The following is an 18,463-nucleotide window of genomic DNA, read 5'->3' as shown; positions in this document are numbered from 1 at the left end:
ACCCAGGCAGATGCAACCTCAGTCGGATTTCAGGCCATGGCCGCAGCAGACATCCATTCAAATGCACCCTTCTTGTCGGCCGAAAACGACGTCACTATCCGGCTCGATGGCATCTCGAAGTATTTCGCCGGCATTCCGGCGCTGCGCGACGTGAGTGTCGAATTCCGACCTGGGGAAGTGCATGCCATCCTTGGCGAAAACGGCGCCGGCAAATCAACCCTAATGAACATCATCTCGGGCACGCTGCAGCCGAGCGAGGGTGAAATCACTTTCGACGGTGTTCCCGTCAAGCAGATGACCCCGGAGGTCGCTGCCTCGCTCGGGATCGGCATCTGTTTCCAACATCCGGCCATTCTCGCCGATCTTTCGATCGAGGAAAATCTGCTCGTGGCGCTCACCGCCTCTGGCGCGTCAGGGCGGCGATCGTCCGATGCCCTGCAGCAGATGCTTCAAACGGTCAGCCTCGATCTTCCGCTGCATATGCGAGCCGGGGAAATGACGGTTGCGGAGAAACACCTGCTGGAGATCGGCAAGGCATTTGCCGTCAAGCCGCGGTTGTTGATCCTGGACGAGCCCACCGCCTCACTCGACCAGGAGGCCAGCGAACTGCTGTTCGATCTTGTGCGGCAGGCAGCGGCAGAGGGAACGGCCGTCGTCTACATCACCCACCGCCTTGCCGAACTCAGGCAGATCGCACAGCGAGTGACCGTGCTGCGCGACGGAAAAATTCGCGGCAGTGCGCTGGTCGGGGAGATTAGCGACGCCGAGCTTGTCGGCATGATCGTCGGGCGTACGCTTGCGGCGGCTTTCCCTCCGAAAGCGCCGGGCAAAAGCGGGGAAATTGGGCTTTCGGTCACCGGTCTCAGCTGTGAAGGCGTCGACGATGTCACATTCCAGGTGCCGCGGGGGCAGATCATTGGCGTGGCGGGCGTTGCCGGCAACGGCCAAGCCGCGCTGATGCGAGCCCTGGCGGGATTGAATATCTCACGCGGATCGATCAACCTGCGCGGACGCAACCTCGGCCATACGGAGCTTCTCGAAGAGGCTGCCTTCATGCCATCGGACCGACTTCGGGAAGGCGTGGCGAAAGGCCTCACCGTTCGGGAGAACGCCACCTTCTCGACGCTTGAGAAATTTGCAACCGCCGGGATCATGAGCCGGAAACGCGAATTCGATAAAGTCAGTGCGATCTTCTCCGAACTCGCGGTCAAGGCACCCAGCATGGAAGCACCGATCTTGTCGCTTTCGGGTGGCAACCAACAGAAGATCGTGATGTCGCGGGCGATGCTTTCGGATCCGGGCTTGGTTGTCGCTGACGAGCCGACGCAAGGGGTCGATGTTGGCGCCCGATTCGAGATCTACCGTATTCTGCGGGATCTATGTGAGGCGGGCACACCCGTCGTCGTCAATTCCTCCGATGCTGTTGAGCTCGAAGGGCTCTGCGACAAGGTCGTCGTCATGTCACGTGGGCACGTGGTCGCAACGCTCGCAGGAGAAGATGTCACCGAGGAGAAGATCGTCGCCGCGGCCATCAATGCTGAAACGCATGATGTTCACCCTGGCGCAGCCAAGGCTTCCGGCCCTGCCAAAGGTTTTAAGCATTTGCTGCAATCGGACAACGCGCCGGTCATTCCCCTGGCGCTCGTTGCGATCGTCCTCGGGCTTTATGTCAACGGGCAGAACGAAAACTTCCTGTCGGTCTCCAACATCTACAACATATTTCTGCTGGCAACGGCGCTCGGATTCATTGCACTTGGGCAGACCATCGCCTTGCTGATGGGCGGTATCGATCTGTCGGTTGGGCCGCTGGCCGGGTTTCTGGTGGTCGTCGCATCATTCTTTCTGACCGACGACATGTCGGCTTCCATGATGGCACTTGGGTTCTTCCTAATGCTGGCAGGGGCGGTCGCGGTGGGGACTGTCAACGGGCTGCTAATACGGTATGCGAATTTCACGCCGATCGCGGCGACACTGGCCATGTATATCGCCATACAGGGTTTCAGTTTCCTTTTGCGTGAAAATCCGGACGGGTACATCAGCTATGCGATTACAGACTGGATCAACTGGCAATGGGGTCCGTTCCCGGTGGTATTCCTTGTGCTTTTGCTGGTGACGCTTGCGGGCGAGTATGTTCTCCGCAGATCAAGATCGGGGTGGCGCCTGCGGGCCGTCGGATCGAACGAGGATTCGGCCCGCCGCATGGGCATTCGCGTCGATCTGACATTCATTTCCGGATACGTGGCATGCTCGGTATTGACCGGCCTCGGCGCGGTCATGCTGATGGCGCAGATCGGCGTGGGTGATCCCCGCCAGGGCATCAATTACACGCTATCCAGCATCACCGCCGTGGTCCTCGGCGGAACCAGCCTGGCAGGCGGGCGCGGGACGTTTATCGGCACTGTTATCGGCGCCATCCTGCTGACCGAAGTGCTAAGCGCCGTCACCTTCCTGAGCCTGTCACAGACCTACCAGTATTTCTTTCAGGGCATCCTGATCGTCATTGCAGCACTCATTTACGCGGCAGTTCGAGGCCGCCGCGCTACCGGCCATTGAAAAATTGAACGCCTATCCCGGCTCCCGCTCCCATACGCTCGGGCGATCTGCTGATCGTGGGAACGGCGTAGGCCCGAATTTCTGAGGAGGAAGAAAGAACATGACGAACAGGGTTCATGGCATGCATCATATCGGTCTGACGGTGCCTGATATCGAAGAGGGCGTTGCCTTCTTCAAGGCCGTTTTCGGTGCGGTCGAGGTGTTCCGGACGGGGCCCTTCGATGTCGACCAGGATTTCATGACGAAGAAGATCGGCGCTGCTCCGCAATCGACGATACGCGACCTCGTGTTTCTTCGCTGCGGCGAGGGGACGAGCGTCGAACTGTTCGAATATAGCGGCGAGGAAATGTCTCCGCCGAAGCGTCCGTCGGAAGTCGGAGGCGCGCATATCTGCTTCGAAGTCGAGGATGTGCATGCATCGGCCGACCGGCTGCGAGCCCAGGGCGTCGACCTTCTCGACGGTCCGAACCTGATCACCGAGGGGCCGCTGGCCGGTTTCGACTGGATTTACCTGCGTGCCCCATGGGGACTTCTGCTCGAGGTCGCGAGCTTCGATAAGCTAGGTTACGAGGACAGTTCGCAGACGAAACTCTGGCGAGCCAAGACTGCTTGAGCGCGAGGCGCCGGAGCAGCACGCTACCACGTGAACCGGAAGACAATTTGGGCCCGTCTTCCATCTTATCGGATAGTCATCCCGCGGCTGATCTGACCGGTCGATGAGGCATGAAACGGGGCGGCTGCGATAGCCTGACTGTGGCGGATAAACGGCGTGGCCAACGCCGTTCGTCTGTAGGATTCCTGCCGTCAGGAATTGCATATTATCCAGTAGATCCAGTGACTTACATTTATCCAATGTGGATAAATCTCTTGTTCTCGTGTAGCTGGCATTCATTACACTGATCGTCGTCAACAGCCCTGGAGGGGGCTACCGAGGAGGATCTGAATTTGCGTAACATCGGAAATCTCGAAATCAACCGCCGCAAGCTCCTGCAGGTGGCGGGTGCCGCCGCTGCCGTTTCTCTTGCCAGCCCGCTGGTGCTTCGCAAGACTGCTCGTGCGTCCGATCAGCAGATCACGGTTCTCAACACCTTCCCGACGCTGGCCAACGAATATTGGCAGGGATGGAATGCCGGGGCCAAGCGTGCGGCCGAACAGCTCGGCATCAAATACATGTCACAGACATTCGACGATTCCGTCGACAAGCAGATTGCCCAGATCGAGCAGGCGCCGTCTCTCGGTGTGAATGCCGTCGTCACCTTTGCTCAAAATGCCGAGGTCATAAAGGCGCTTTGTGCCACGGCATCCCAGGTCGGCGTGAAAATCGCCAATGCGCACTCCACCGCGGCATGGCTTGCGCCCACCGATCCGACGTTCAAAGACGCCTATATGCTCTACAGCCAGCCGGACAATATCCGTGGCATCGCGGCGATGGCGCAGGCGTTGTTCGACAAGATCGGCAACAAGGGCAAGGTGCTCTATGCTGCCGGCATGCCCGGCAACTTTTCGGCCGATACCCGCGCGGCGGGCGTCAAGCTCGCCCTGAAAAACAACCCTAATATCGATCTCGTTGCCGAACAGCCTGCCGGCGAAAATCGCGTGGCCGCACGCCCGGTGGTCGAGAATCTTCTGACGGCGCATCCGGATGTGGCGGCGATCATTTCCTACAATGACGATACGGCGATCGCGGTCCTGGATGTTCTGCGAGAGCGCGGATTGAGCGGTCAGATCCTGACCGCAGGCAACGATGCTACCCGGGAGATGCTGACGCGGATGAAAGACGATCCGAGCGCGCTCGGCACGGTCTCGATCAACGCGCCATTCATGACGGGATATTCTGTTGTCACCCTGTTCGATGCGCTCAATGGCGTCACATACGATCCGCTGGAACGTATGCGCTACTTCGATTCCCTCTTCCTCGATTCCCCGGATGCTGCCGCGAAGTATCTTTCACTGATGGACAGCAGTGGCGGTTTTGCGTTCGATTTCAAATCGATGTCGCGCCATCTGAACGGCGACAACTGGAAGATCCAGTGGGGCATGGAAGTGATCGATCCGTCTCAGTTCTGGAGCGGCATCGATTCGATGCAATCCTTGAAGCCAGCGAACTGGGCGCTACCGGAAGACGTCGCCACCTCGCTGAAGGCGGGCAATGTCGAGAAGCTGAACAAGATGTTCAAGGACCACGCTGCAGCCGGACCGCTCTCGGAAGTCGCGCAGAACACAAAAGCCGGCAAGACGGTTCTCGGCTTCTAACGGCCACCCACAAGACGATAGCGCATTCCGGCTGACAGGGCAGGAATGCGGATACGTATCATCGCTGCATGCGGACGGCAAAGAGGCCATGACTGTACATCTCGAACTTCGGTCGATCACCAAGCGCTATCCCGGGGTCAATGCCCTGCAGGGTGTCAGCTTCATGGTCGAGCACGGCCGCACCCTCGGTCTCGTCGGCGAGAACGGTGCCGGCAAGAGTACACTGCTCGACATCATCAGCGGCGTTCAAAGCCCTGATGACGGTGATCTGCTGTTGCATGGTACGGCGCGGACGTTCCATGGCCCGGCGGCCGCTACGAAAGCCGGTATATTCCGTGTGCACCAGGAGCAGGCGCTGATCCTCGTCTATCCGATCTATCAGAACCTTTTTCTGGGTCTAGAGAAACATTTCACCCGCAATGGCGTCATCCGCTTTTCACGGATGAGAGACCACGCGGCCCGGATTCTTGATCAACTGGATATTTCAATCGATCCGCGGCTCATCACCGGCACGCTGAATTTCGGTACTCGGCAGTTGGTGGAAATCGCCCGCGTTGTCGCGCAGTCCGAGATTCTCAAGATCGAGCGCCCGCTCATCCTTCTCGACGAGCCGACCGCCTCGTTATCGGGCCCGGAGCTGCAGCTTTTCTACCGTATCGTTTCGCTTCTCAAGACACGGTTCAACGCCTCGATCATCTTCATCTCTCATAGGCTCGACGAGGTGCTGCACCTCTGCGATCAGATCCTTGTGCTCAAGGATGGCCAGGTCATCGATGCCGACGTCAGGCAGCCGACCGAGAAGCGGCTGCATAGCCTGATGGTCGGCCGCGAACGGCTCACCGATTTCTATGCTACCGATAGGCAACGGACGGCCTTCGGACCGCCGGTGCTTGAAGTCAAAGGCCTAAACTCGGTGGCATTTTCTGATGTCACGCTTTCTGTACGAGAAGGGGAGATAGTCGGTCTCGGCGGCCTTGTGCAGTCGGGCAAGACGGAGCTGGGCAGAACGATCCTGGGGGTCGAGGCCGGGCGAGGGGATATTCGGATTCTGGGCAGGGATGTCTCGGCACTTCCAGCGTCGGGCCGGATTGAGATGGGCATCGGCTACGTCCCGCTGCATAGGCATCGTGACGGCGTGATGCTTGGCCGTTCGATCCGCGACAATATCGTTTTGCCGTCGCTGCGGCGATTTACCAAGTTCGGCATCTTTTCCGTCTCTCAAGCCAGAGTTTTCGCGGCGGAGCGCATGACTGAACTCAAGGTCAAAGCCCCTAACAGCGATGCTCTTGTCGGCTCGCTCAGCGGCGGAAACCAGCAGAAAGTGGTGCTTGCAAAGTGGCTTGCGCGGAGACCCGCGCTGATGGTCATCGACAATCCCACCCGCGGCGTCGATGCTGGTGCGAAGGAAGAGATCTACCGGCTTCTCCGAGACATCACTCATACCGGATGCGCGGTGCTTCTGATCTCGGATGATCTTGTCGAACTGATCGAGCTTTCCAACACGATCTACTTCATGGCAAACGGCAAGCTATCGGAAGCGGTCGTTGCCGATCCTCACAGCAAGCCAAAAGAACAAGACGTCATTTCGATGATGTTCTGACGCGGACGCAACTAAGGAAATACGATGTCTAAATTCGGTGCCGTCGGCAAATTGACGCCATTCCTGGCGGCATTTGCGCTCATCATCTTCTTTTCGTTCATGCACGACGCGTTTCTGACATGGCCAAATATCTGGAACATTGTCCGACAGTCATCGGTCCTTCTGGTTGCCGCCATGGGCATTACATTCGTTATCCTGATCGGTTCGATCGACCTCTCGGTAGGATCGATCATGACGTTGTCGGCCATATGCGCGGTCACACTGGTTCCGACGATGGGAGAGGCAGGCATTGTTGTCGGGCTTCTCGTTGGTGCCCTTTGCGGCGCAATCAACGGTGCTCTGAATGCCGTCCTCAAACTTCCGAGCTTTCTCGTCACCCTCGGAACCCTGTTCATATTCCAAAGCCTCGGGCTTATCATATCAGGTGGCCGCCCATTGCCCTGGAATACTCCTCTATCCAGCGCGCTGGCCGGCGGCGTGGCTTTCGGCTCGTTTCCGAAGATCGGGCTTTGGGCAGTGGGCGTGCTGGTAATCTGTACGCTCGTCGCCCGGTTTACCCGTTTTGGTCAATACATGTATGCCATCGGCGACAACGAGCGCACGACCAGGATGTCCGGGATCAATACGACCAAGATGAAGGTCCTTGTCTTCGTCGCGGCAGGGCTTATCTCAGGGTTGGCCGGCATCCTTCTTGGTATCCGGACGTTCTCGGCGTCACCAGGCATGGGCGATCCGTTTCTCCTCGATACGATCGCGGCTGTCGTCCTCGGCGGAACGCTTTTGACAGGCGGCGTCGGCGGCCCGTTGCGCACTGTTCTGGGTGTCCTGACGATCGTGATTCTTGCGAACGGAATGACCCTTCTGCAGGTCGATCCCTTCTATCAGGTCGGTATCCGGGGCGCTGTCGTCATCCTCGCGGTGCTTGTCACGACAAGACGCCGGCGGCTTGACGAGGTTGTTAAATAACTGATGCTTTCGCTTCGAAAGTCAGCCAATTGCCAGATCGCGTCGCAGGACTGGCTGCTATCGGCCGAAAGGTGGACGAAGATTTCTCAATTCTCACATATAGCGGCAGCCAACTGTATTATTTCCATAATCCGCCTCTGAGCACCTATTATTTTCCCAATTTTGTTATCGGGCAATGGTTGGGCGGCCTGTTTTATAGATCGATGCAGGGCGAACAAGCCGCTGATTTGAGGGAGGTGGTCCGTGCATCTTTCACAGAGCATGGTAGCGAATTCCGTCTCACCTGAGAAATCCTCGCCAAGCAAATATTCGCAACCTTACGACTTGGCGCGCTGGTACCGTTTCCGGTGTTTCAGGCATGTCGGTCATTCCACCAATTCTCTCGATGGGTGCAATGCTCGTGAGGTGGCTCTTTGAAATGGAGTGGAGGGCAAGCCAAGCCCGTCCAACTTCCTGTTTGATCCTGTATAGAAACCGCGCCGCGAAACGAAGCGGGCTGTCCTAACCAAAGCATCAACACGCTTCGAACTGCCAAAGAGCCATTTCGGGCGGCAACAGCGAGCCGCTGTTATAGGCGGACGCTTTCGCATGCAGTATAGCTGGGGAATGACGCGACAATCCTTTTCGCTTGGACAGCTGAAACATAGCGAGCGGCCGGTGCGTATCGGCTTCTTCCTGGCGCCCGATTATCCGCTGATGACCTTTTCGGCGGCACTGGATTCATTGCGCCAGGGAAACCGCCTGCTCAAGCGCAAGGCCTTCGAATGGGTTCTAATCTCGGCCGAGGGCAAGGAGGCGAGGTCGAGCAGCGGGCTGGCCTTCCCAGTGGACTATGCTATGGCAAAGGCTCCGAAATGCGATATTCTCTTCGTGTGTGCCGGCGTCAATTACACTGAGAGCTACGATCCGGCGCTGTTTTCCTGGTTACGTCGCGTCTATTCAGAGGGCTGCGTTCTCGGCGGCGTGAGCACCGCCGTGTTCTATCTGGCGAGGGCTGGGCTTCTTGAGGGGCGCCGCTGCGCCATACATTGGGAATCGCTGCCGTCGTTTCGAAGCGAGTTTCCCAATTGCCTGGCGACAGACGATATCTTCGCCGTCGACGGCCGCTTGATTACGTCCTCCGGTGGCACCGTCACCCTGGACATGATGCTTTACCTGATCGCCGCGATCGAGGGTCGTGACCTTGCAGAGCAGATTTCCGATCAGTTCAATCATCCCCGCATGCGTCGCCAAGACGACGTTCAGCGCATGGTGCCGGAGGACCGTTTTGGTATCAGGAACGCCAAGCTCGGTTTCGTCATCCGTCGGATGGAAAGCAGCTTGTCGGAACCTATCGAAATCGCGGAGCTTGCCGCGAGCGTCAAGGTCTCGCCGCGCCAGCTGGAGCGATTGTTTCGCACACACCTCGGCAAAAGCCCGTCGCAATTCTACATTGATCTGCGCATGGCGCGGGCTAAGGAACTGTTGATCCATACCGATCTCAGCGTCTCCGATATCGCCGGCGTCTGCGGTTACGAATCCCCGTCTCATTTCAGCCGCTTCTATCGCCAGCACTTCAGGGAAAGCCCTGCTGCCACCCGCCGCGCGTGATCGGCACGCCTGCAATTTCTGCCTGTCTTTTGGCTAAGAACAACGTTACTGGTGCAATGCAGCAATATGTCGCCTGGCGCATATTTCATGTCGGATGAATGCATTCTGTCGCATTCATATTGCCTCTAGATTTGGTCTCGACGGCGAAAACGGACACAAGATCCGCGCAGGCCGAAGCGGCGGGAAAGCCCGCTCCGCTTCGCATTCAGACAATAATGGGAACAGTTTGCACGAACTAGGAGACCATCCTCGTGGATAAGAATCAGCATTCGTATATTCCGACACTTATTAAGGACCTTTCGGACGGCAGCATCAACCGCCGGGACTTCCTGCGCAAGTCGACCCTTCTTGGCCTCTCAGCTGCCACCGCTTATTCTCTCGCTGGCGTTACCCCGCCTTTCGGCGAAGCCAAGGCCGACGACATGCCGAAGGGCGGCAACCTGCGCATTGGCATGCGCTGCATGGAAATCAAGGATCCACATCTTGCCGACTTCGCCGAAAAGTCGAATGTCATCCGGCAGGTCTGCGAATACCTTACCTTCACCGACCGCAACAACATCACCCATCCCTATCTTCTCGAAAAATGGGATGTCAGCGATGATCTGAAGACCTGGACGCTGCATGTTCGCAAGGGCGTCAAATGGCGCAAGGGCGGCCGCGATCTCAATGCCGATGACGTCGTCTGGAACCTCAAGCGGGTCAGTGACCCTAAGGTCGGCTCGTCGGTTCTAGGCCTGTTCACTGGCTATCTCGTGCAGGAATATGACGGCGGCGAGAAGGACGATAAGGGCAATCCGAAGAAGTCCAGCAAGCTTTGGTCTGAAAACGCGATCGAGAAGGTAGACGACTACACGGTTCGCTTGAACTGCTTCGCGCCGCAGATTGCCGTTCCCGAGCATCTCTATCACTATCCAATGTTCATCCTCGACCCGGCCGACAATGGTTCCTTCGGCCCCGATGCAAATGGCACCGGCCCGTTCGAGATGACGCAGTACACAGTCGGCAAGGGCGCAAAATATAAAGCTCGCACTGACTACTGGGGCACCGGCCCTTATCTTTCGACCTTCGAATTCGTCGACCTCGGCGACAATCCAGGTGCCGGCATCGCGGCCATGGCATCCAAGCAGGTTGACGGCCTGTCGGAAGCTGACGCCGTGCAGATCAGCTCCATGAAGAACTTCCCGCATGTGGCGGTCTACAAGGTAGAGACGACGCAGACCGTCGTTGCTCGCATGCATCCTGACGTGGAGCAGTTCAAGGATAAGCGCGTACGTCAGGCCATGCGCTTTGCGATCGATCGCGACAAGGTTATCCAGACCTCCCTGCTGGGCGCCGGCACGCCGGCAGAAGACCACCACGTCGCCCCGTCGCATCCGGAATATGCGGCGTTGCCGAAATATCCGCGCGATATCGCCAAGGCCAAGAAGCTGTTGGCTGACGCCGGCTATCCCAACGGCTTCGAATTCGACATGGTCACGCGTCCGGATCCTATCTGGGAGCTCAACACGGCACAGGTGCTCGCCCAGCAGTTCGCCGACATCGGCGTCAAAATCAACATAAAGTCGCTGCCGAGCGCCCAATATTGGGAAGTCTGGACCTCCGCCCCTTTCAGCTTGACGGCCTGGGGCCATCGCCCGCTCGCGATCATGACGCTGTCGCTCGCCTATCGGTCGAACGCCGCCTGGAATGAATCCCACTATGCCAATCCGGAATTCGACCAGCTGCTGACACAGGCCGAGGGCATTCTTGATCCGAAGGAGCGCAGCAAGGTGATCGAGAAAATCGAGCTGATCATGCAGGATGACGGGCCGATCGTTCAACCTTTCTGGCGCGTCTTCTCGACTGTGATGGACAAGAAGGTGAAGGGCTTTGAGCTCCATCCTTCGCAGTACATCTTCGCGCACCAATACGCGATCTCCGCCTGATCAAGCGGCGCAATGATCGCCTGGTTTCGTCCGGGCGATCCCTTGAAGCCCGCGAGAAAACCGGACTGAGAGTGCAATGTCGAAATTCCTACTCAAACGGCTGATCATGATGCTCCTCACCATGTTGTGCGCATCCTTCCTGGTCTTTGCCGTCTGCGAATTTACGCCCGGCAGCGTGGCGCGAAAATCGCTCGGCCCCTTTGCCACACAACAACAGGTCGATATCCTGACCGAAAAGCTGAAGGCGAATGATCCGCTGCTTGTGCGCTATGGTCGCTGGCTCGGCGTGCTCCTCGGCGCCATTCCGGATCCGCTGCAGGATCCGGGCACGGGCCTCAATTTCACGGATCCACGCGGAGCGCAATATTTTGGCAATTTCGGCTACTCCACGCTGAACAAGCTGCCGGTCAACGACGTGATCTGGAACAGGCTCGGCAATACGGCGGTCCTGGCCGGCCTCGCCTTTATGCTGATCGTGCCGTTGTCGATCATCTTCGGCATCCTGTCGGGACTGAAGGAAGGAGGGGCGCTCGATCGAACGCTCTCGATCATCTGCATCACCTTCACCTCCATCCCCGAGTTCGCATCCGGCGTCTTCCTGGTAACGCTCTTCGTCATTCTCTGGCCAATTCTTCCGGGGACGAGTCCGCTCAACAGCGATGGCGGATGGCCGGTGCCTTATCAGTTCGTCTTGCCGGTTGCCGTGCTCGTCATCTACGATTTTGGCTATGTCGCCCGCATGATCCGCGTCTCGATGATCGGCGTCATGGAGCGGCCCTATATCCGCACCGCCGTGCTGAAGGGCATGAGCACCCGCCGTATGGTGCTCGGCCATGCGCTGCGCAACGCCATGATCGCGCCTTTCACCGTACTTCTTCTGCAGATCAACTTCCTCATCAGCGGCGTTGTCGTCACCGAGCTCGTCTTCGCCTATCCAGGCTTCGGCCGGCTTATCCTTGATGCCAGCCTGTTCGGCGATATCGCGACGCTAGAAGCCGCAACGCTGATCACCGTCGCCGTCGCCGTCATGACGCAGTTGCTCGGCGATCTCGGCTACATGCTGCTCGATCCACGTATCCGGGTGAGGTAAGCCATGGCACTCCAAGACAATATCGCCGGCATCAAGATTACATCGGCCAAGCGCGCGGCGCGGCCGAACTGGATGCGGATATTCCATTCGAAGACGGCCGTGGTTGGCCTCTTCCTCGTCGTCTTCTGGGTGGCCGCAGCCATTCTCGCGCCGATCCTGCCGCTGCCGTCACCGACAGATTCGGATGTGATGGCAATGGGCAATCCTTTTCCGTCCGCTACCCATTGGCTCGGCACCGACATCCTCGGCCGCGACGTACTCTCCCGCCTGATCTTCGGCGCGCGCACCGTGCTCTTCGTCGCTCCGCTATCGGTTGTGGTCGCCATGGTCGTCGGCATCGCCATGGGCACGGTCGCCGGCTATTATGGCGGCTGGATCGATACGCTGATCAGCCGCGTCTCCGACATCGTTCTCGCTTTCCCGGTGCTCGTGATTTACGTGATCCTGATCGCCAATATCGGGCCATCCGTACTCAATATCGTCATCGCCACGACGATCGCTTCCTCGCCCGGCATCGGCCGTATTACCCGTGGACTGGTTCTCGGCCTCAAGGAGCAAGAATATATCGCAGCCGCCAAGCTGAGAGCGGAAAGCACGATCTACATCATGCTCGTCGAGCTGCTGCCGAATTGCCGCAGCCTGCTGATCGTCGATGCCTGCCTGCGCATCGGCTATACGATCATCACCATCGGCATTCTCGGCTTCCTCGGTCTCGGTCTGCCGCCACCAAACCCGGACTGGGGCGGCATGGTCAAGGAAAGCGTCACCGTTCTCAATGTCTGGCCGCTGATGTCGCTCATTCCATCCGCCGCCCTTGTCAGTCTCGTTCTCGGTTTCAATCTACTAGCCGATGGCATGCGTGAGGCATGGAAGCCATGAACCTGTCCGTCTCCAACCTGCAAGGGGCCGCCATGCCCGACTCTGCAATGTCCGACGCTCCGAACTTCGATCTCGAACCGCTGCTCGATATCAGGGATCTCAGGATCGAGTTTCGCGGCAAGAGCGAAACCGTCGTCGCGGTGCCGAGACTGTCCTTCCGCGTACGCCCGGGCGAGAGCTATGGTCTCGTCGGCGAGTCCGGCTGCGGCAAGAGCACCACGGCCATGGCGATCATGGGCTATCTCGGCCAGACCGGCGTCATCGCCGGCGGCAGCATCCGCTTTGACGGTAGGGAACTCGTCGGCGCCAGGGAAAAGGAACTCCGCTCGATCCGGGGGCGTCGCATCGCCATGGTCTATCAGGACCCGATGAGCGCGCTGAACCCGGTCAAGACAATCGGATCGCAGCTTGCGGAAGTGCCACTGCTGCATCTCGGCTCGACGAAGGCGGAGGCCATGGAGATGGCCGCCGCCATGCTCGATGACGTCCGCCTGCCCGATGCCGGCGACATGCTGAAGCGTTATCCGCATCAGCTGTCCGGTGGCCAGCAGCAGCGCGTCGTCATTGCCATGGCGCTTCTGGCGCGCCCTTCGCTGCTTCTGCTCGATGAGCCGACGACCGGCCTCGACGTGACGGTCGAAGCGGCCGTCATCGATCTTATCGGCGAGCTGCGTCGTCGCTATTCCACCAGCCTGCTGTTCATCTCGCACAATCTTGGCCTGATCGCCGAAACCTGCGACCGCGTCGGTATCATGTATTCCGGCGAGATGGTGGAGGAGGGCACGACCGGCGATCTCTTCCGCCATCCACGCCATCCCTATACGCAGGGGTTGATCGATTGCATTCCCGATATCGGCAGCGACAAGCGCAGCCGCGCGCTCGCCGCCATCCCGGGCCATATCCCGTTGCCGCAGGAGCGACCGCAGGGCTGCTTCTTCGCGCCGCGCTGCGCCGGCTTCACCGCCGGCCTTTGCGACCGACCGGATCTCGCGCTCACCGAGGCAGGTGCCGATCATCTGGTCCGCTGCGCTCGCTGGCAGGAGATGGAACGATCTGGCCGCAAGCTGCCGGCAGAACTTGGCCAGATGGTGCCGACGGATGAGGCAATCGCGCTCTCCGACGTCACCAAGCTTTACCGTATCGGCGCCGACAAGACCGTCAAGGCCAACGAGGCCGTCTCCTTCGGCGCGCGCAAGGCCGAGATCGTTGCGCTGGTCGGCGAATCCGGCTGCGGAAAATCAACCCTTGCCCGCATTGTAACCGGTTTGGACAGCGCGACCTCTGGCTCGATCCGCATGGCAGGCGAGAATATCGCCGAGCTGCAGGCGCGACAGCGGCCGCACAGCATGCTGCAATCGATCCAGATGATCTTCCAGAATCCGGACAGCACGCTCAACCCCTCACATTCGGCAGCTTTTTCCATCCGCCGCTCGATCAAGAAGTTCGGTATCCGTAAGGGTAAGGCGGCGATCGAAGAGCGGGTGCGCGAGTTGCTGGGGATGGTGCGCCTGTCGCCCGCGGTCGCCGACCGCAAGCCGAACCAGCTCTCCGGCGGCCAGAAGCAGCGCATCGCAATCGCCCGCGCCTTTGCCGCCGATCCGTCGCTAATCGTTGCCGACGAACCGGTTTCGGCACTCGACGTCTCGGTGCAGGCGGCGGTGGTGACGCTCCTTCTCGATATCCAGAAGGAGAAGCACACGACGATGCTGTTCATCAGCCACGATCTGGCGCTGGTGCGACATGTCGCCGACAAGGTCGTCGTGATGTATCTCGGCAAGGTCATGGAGCAGGGCACTGTCGAAGAAGTCTTCGGCGGCGGCACGCACCCCTATACCGAGGCGCTGATTTCGGCGATCCGCAGCCCCAATCTCGACGAGGCGCCGCGCGAGCGGATACGGCTGACCGGCGAGACGCCGAGCCCGGTCAAGGTGCCGGCAGGCTGTCGCTTTGCCACCCGCTGTCATCGCAAGGTCGGCGGCATCTGTGACACGGTCGGGCCGCCGATCCGGCAGATGTCTGAGACGCATCAGATCGCCTGCCACATCGAGGAAGATCGTTTGCGCGCCGAACTGCCGATCTATGTTTCGGCTATGGGGGAGGAGGGATGAGCTCCGAGACCTCCATCGAGGCGAGCTTCTGGAAGAGGGCGGCGCGTTTTCGCGCGCTGGTGCCTGTCATGGTGGCGATCTGCGTCATCGGCACCGGAAATAGCCTGCTGACGACCTCGGTTTCGCTGCGCCTCAGCCAGCCCGGGATCGATCCTGGCGTCGTGCAGCTTCTCCTGACCGGCTTCCCCATCGGATTTCTGGCCGGCTGCCTTGCGGCGCGTCTTCTCGTCGCCCGCCTCGGCCATCGCGTCGCATTTCTTGCGGTCAGCTTCCTCGCGGCCTTTGCCGGCTTCGGCTATATGGCGACGGCGGCGACGCCCGTCTGGCTTGTCCTGCGCTTTCTCAGCGGTTTCTCGATGGCCGTCCTCTTCGTGGTCTCGGAGAGCTGGATCAATCTCTATGCCGATGAGCGCAATCGCGGCGCCTATTTCTCGCTTTACATGATGATGACCTCGCTCGCCGTGCTCTTCGGCCAACTGCTGGTCGAGGCTGCAGGCCCGCATTCGCCGCACCTCTTTCTGATGGGAGCCCTGACGATTACGGCAGGCACGCTCTATTGCCGGTTTGTGGGACGTCCCTGGCCGGGGCTTCCGATGCGACCCGTTCGCCCCCTGCAGGCCGATGTCACCGCGGCTGATCAGCGTTACGGCCTGTGGAAGCTCGCCGTTCTGGCCCCGGTCACGATCATCGCCGTCTTCCAGGCGGGCATGACCAACATGAACGTCTTCGCGTTGACGCCGCTCTATGGCGCCAAGATCGCGCTTCCTGCATGGACCACGATCGGGTTGGTGACGGCGTTCAGCATGGGCGGCATGCTAGCCCAGACGCCGGTCGGCTGGCTCTCGGATCGCTTGGATCGCCGCTGGATGCTGCTGGTCCAGGGCATCCTTGCCGCGGCGCTCTGCGCGGCGATCATCCTGCTCGCCAACCATTATGTGCCGCTGCTCTTCGTGCTTTTCTTCCTCTATGGCGCGACCGCCCTGACGATCTATCCCGTCGGCATCGCATTCGCCAATTCGCAGATCGATAGCCGTCATATGGTGTCGGCGTCGGGGGGCCTGCTGCTGCTCTATTCGATCGGCAATGTCATGACGCCGGGGATTGCCGCCGGTCTCATGGATTACGTCGCGCCCTATGCGCTTTTCATCATGCTCGGCAGCGGCGCCGCGCTGGTTTCGGTCGGCGCCTGCTTCAACCTTCGGCGCAAAGCCGTCACGCAAATTATGGAGGCGACGCCCGATGGCCTTGCTTCCGGAGTGAACCAATGAGCAGAGATGTTCCCTTCGATCTCGTCATTCGCGGCGGCCGGGTCGTGCTTCCGGATGAGACACGCGAAGTCGATATCGGCATTCGTGATGGCAAATTCGCCGCCATCGCCAAGGGTCTGCCCGAGGGCAAGCGCGAGATCTCGGCCGAGGGCAGGCTTGTCCTGCCGGGCGGCGTCGATAGCCATTGCCACATGGATCAGCAGCCCTGGGAAGGAAAGGCCACTGCCGACGATTTCAATACCGGTACGCTCTCGGCGCTCTGCGGCGGCACGACCACGGTCGTCCCCTTCGCAATGCAGATGCGCGGCCAGTCGCTGCGCGCCATCGTCGACGACTATCACGAGCGAGCTCGGCCGAAGGCGCATATCGATTACGGGATTCATCTGATCGTCGGCGATCCCTCGCCCGAGGTGTTGCGCGACGAAATCCCGGCGCTGATCGCCGAGGGCTGCACCTCGATGAAGATTTATCTGACCTATGACGGGCTGAAGCTCGACGACTACGAGGTCCTGAACGTGCTGGATCTCGCCCGCTCGCATGGCGCGATGGTGATGGTGCATGCGGAAAACGATGCCTGCATCCGCTGGCTGACGGAAAAGTTCATCGCCGCCCGCAAGACGCAGCTGCGTTATCACGAGAAGGCCCATTCGGAGATCGCTGATCGCGAGGCGACCTATCGCGCCATCAGCCTGTCGGAGCTGGTCGAAACGCCGATCCTCGTCAGCCATGTCGCCGCAGGCGGTGCGGTCGAGGAAATTCGCCGCGCCAAGGCACGCGGACTGCCGGTCTATGCCGAGACCTGCCCGCAATATCTATTCCTCTCGGCCGAAGACATCGACACGCATGATCTCTCGGGCTCCAAATGCGTCTGCACCCCGCCGCCGCGCGACAGGTTGAACCAGCCGGAGATCTGGCGCGGCATTCTCGACGGCACGCTTGAGGTGTTCTCGTCGGATCATTCGCCGTGGAACTACGCCGACAAGATCGCCGGCGGACCGGACACACCCTTCAACCGCATCCCGAACGGCATTCCCGGCATTGAGACGCGGCTGGCGCTGCTGTTTTCGGCCGGCGTCAACGGCGGTCGCATCTCGCTGCAGAAGTTTGTTGACCTGACCTCTGCTGCGCCGGCGCGCCTCTTCGGCCTTTATCCGCGCAAGGGCCTGATAGCCGTCGGATCGGACGCCGATATCGCCATCTGGGACCCGGATCGCGTCGTCGCCATCACCAACGACATGCTGCATCACGCGACCGATTACACGCCTTATGAGGGGCAGACGGTACGCGGCTGGCCGGTCATGACGATCTCGCGGGGTGAGCTTGTCTGGAACGACGGCGAGGTTCTGTCGCGGCCCGGCCGCGGCCGGTTCATCCCGCGCCTGCGTCCATTCCCGCCGCAGCAGGGGCTTTCCAGGGTGCTGGCGTCATGACCTCGGACTCCGATCCCATGACGGCACGACTTGCCGGCAAGGTCATCCTGATCATGGGTGCCGCCAGCGGCATCGGCGCGGCCATCGCGCGGCGCTGCCTTGCCGAGGGCGGCAGCGTCGTCTGCGCCGACCATGCGGAGGATGCCGCCGTCAATCTGGCCGAAGAACTCGGCTCGCGCGCGCTTGCCGTGCGTTGCGACGTCACCGACGGACGTTCGATGGAGCGCGCAGTTGATACGGTCCGCGGCCGGTTCGGCCGGCTGGACGGCCTGGTTCACAATGCCGCTGCGCCATCGCTGGATGGGACGGTGGTCGATCTCAGCGAACTGCAATGGCGCCGCGAGCTCGATGTCAGCCTGACGGGGGCTTTCCTGGTATCGAAGTTCGCATTGCCCCTGATGATCTCAGGCGGTGGCGGCTCCGTGGTATTGATCGCTTCTCAATTCGCGCATGTGGCAACGGGCAAGGCGGTCGCCTATTGCGCCGCCAAGGCGGGCCTCGTCCATCTCGCCAAGGCCATGGCGATCGATCATGCGGATGAGGGCATCCGGGTAAACAGCCTGTCGCCGGGCGCGGTCGCAACGCCCCGGCTTCTACAGCGCTGGCCGGATCTCGAGGCCGCCGACCGGCAACTCGGCCCGGCGCATCTGCTCGGCCGGATCGCCCAGTCCGACGAGATTGCCGCCGCGACCGCCTTCCTGCTCTCCGCCGACGCCTCCTTCGTAACAGGCACCGACCTGCTCGTCGATGGCGGCTATGCGGTGCGCTGAACCCATGAATGCAATGATCTGGATTGGATTT

13 protein-coding genes are annotated in these 18,463 nt (G+C 60.1%); all 13 read left to right on the top strand.

Annotated elements, in window-relative coordinates:
* Positions 1 to 36 precede the first annotated feature (36 nt).
* The 13 genes from FBZ97_RS27840 (at position 37) to FBZ97_RS27780 (ending at position 18,432) form a co-directional block, all read left to right on the top strand.
* Positions 37 to 2,553 carry an ATP-binding cassette domain-containing protein gene (locus FBZ97_RS27840; protein WP_145324151.1) on the top strand — a complete coding sequence of 839 codons (2,517 nt, stop codon included), beginning with the start codon at positions 37 to 39 and terminating at the stop codon, positions 2,551 to 2,553.
* Positions 2,554 to 2,653: 100 nt separating this feature from the next.
* A complete protein-coding gene (locus FBZ97_RS27835; RefSeq protein ID WP_113408926.1) occupies positions 2,654 to 3,166 on the top strand; it encodes a VOC family protein in 513 nt (170 codons plus the stop codon).
* A gap of 332 nt (positions 3,167 to 3,498) precedes the next feature.
* Positions 3,499 to 4,806, top strand: coding sequence for a sugar ABC transporter substrate-binding protein (locus tag FBZ97_RS27830; protein ID WP_162751468.1), 1,308 nt, complete (start codon positions 3,499 to 3,501; stop codon positions 4,804 to 4,806).
* Between the two features lie 88 nt (positions 4,807 to 4,894).
* On the top strand, positions 4,895 to 6,406 hold the full coding sequence (locus tag FBZ97_RS27825) for a sugar ABC transporter ATP-binding protein (protein WP_113408924.1): 1,512 nt from the start codon (positions 4,895 to 4,897) through the stop codon (positions 6,404 to 6,406).
* 24 nt (positions 6,407 to 6,430) lie between these two features.
* Entirely contained in the window at positions 6,431 to 7,372 is a 942-nt protein-coding gene (locus FBZ97_RS27820; RefSeq protein WP_113408923.1) for an ABC transporter permease, read from the top strand.
* 588 nt (positions 7,373 to 7,960) lie between these two features.
* Complete coding sequence (locus tag FBZ97_RS27815) at positions 7,961 to 8,962, top strand: GlxA family transcriptional regulator (protein WP_246661881.1); 1,002 nt, start codon at positions 7,961 to 7,963, stop codon at positions 8,960 to 8,962.
* Between the two features lie 251 nt (positions 8,963 to 9,213).
* Complete coding sequence (locus tag FBZ97_RS27810; RefSeq protein WP_113408920.1) at positions 9,214 to 10,887, top strand: ABC transporter substrate-binding protein; 1,674 nt, start codon at positions 9,214 to 9,216, stop codon at positions 10,885 to 10,887.
* A 76-nt stretch (positions 10,888 to 10,963) separates the two neighbouring features.
* Positions 10,964 to 11,977 carry an ABC transporter permease gene (locus FBZ97_RS27805; protein ID WP_145324149.1) on the top strand — a complete coding sequence of 338 codons (1,014 nt, stop codon included), beginning with the start codon at positions 10,964 to 10,966 and terminating at the stop codon, positions 11,975 to 11,977.
* A gap of 3 nt (positions 11,978 to 11,980) precedes the next feature.
* Positions 11,981 to 12,856 (top strand): ABC transporter permease, encoded by an 876-nt coding sequence (locus tag FBZ97_RS27800; protein ID WP_145324147.1) that lies wholly within the window; start codon positions 11,981 to 11,983, stop codon positions 12,854 to 12,856.
* 32 nt (positions 12,857 to 12,888) lie between these two features.
* Complete coding sequence (locus FBZ97_RS27795; RefSeq protein ID WP_246661880.1) at positions 12,889 to 14,964, top strand: ABC transporter ATP-binding protein; 2,076 nt, start codon at positions 12,889 to 12,891, stop codon at positions 14,962 to 14,964.
* Positions 14,961 to 16,232: an MFS transporter gene (locus tag FBZ97_RS27790; RefSeq protein ID WP_113408916.1), complete on the top strand. Its 1,272-nt coding sequence runs from the start codon at positions 14,961 to 14,963 to the stop codon at positions 16,230 to 16,232. Before FBZ97_RS27795 ends, FBZ97_RS27790 begins: the two co-directional genes overlap by 4 nt.
* On the top strand, positions 16,229 to 17,662 hold the full coding sequence (hydA, locus tag FBZ97_RS27785; RefSeq protein ID WP_145324143.1) for a dihydropyrimidinase: 1,434 nt from the start codon (positions 16,229 to 16,231) through the stop codon (positions 17,660 to 17,662). The genes FBZ97_RS27790 and hydA overlap by 4 nt, the downstream gene beginning before the upstream one ends.
* Entirely contained in the window at positions 17,659 to 18,432 is a 774-nt protein-coding gene (locus FBZ97_RS27780) for an SDR family oxidoreductase (protein WP_233788731.1), read from the top strand. Before hydA ends, FBZ97_RS27780 begins: the two co-directional genes overlap by 4 nt.
* Positions 18,433 to 18,463: the final 31 nt, after the last annotated feature.

Source organism: Rhizobium sp. ERR 942 (assembly GCF_007828395.1).
GTDB classification, from domain to species: Bacteria; Pseudomonadota; Alphaproteobacteria; order Rhizobiales; family Rhizobiaceae; genus Rhizobium; species Rhizobium dioscoreae.
This window is presented reverse-complemented; position numbering and strand designations above follow the sequence as displayed.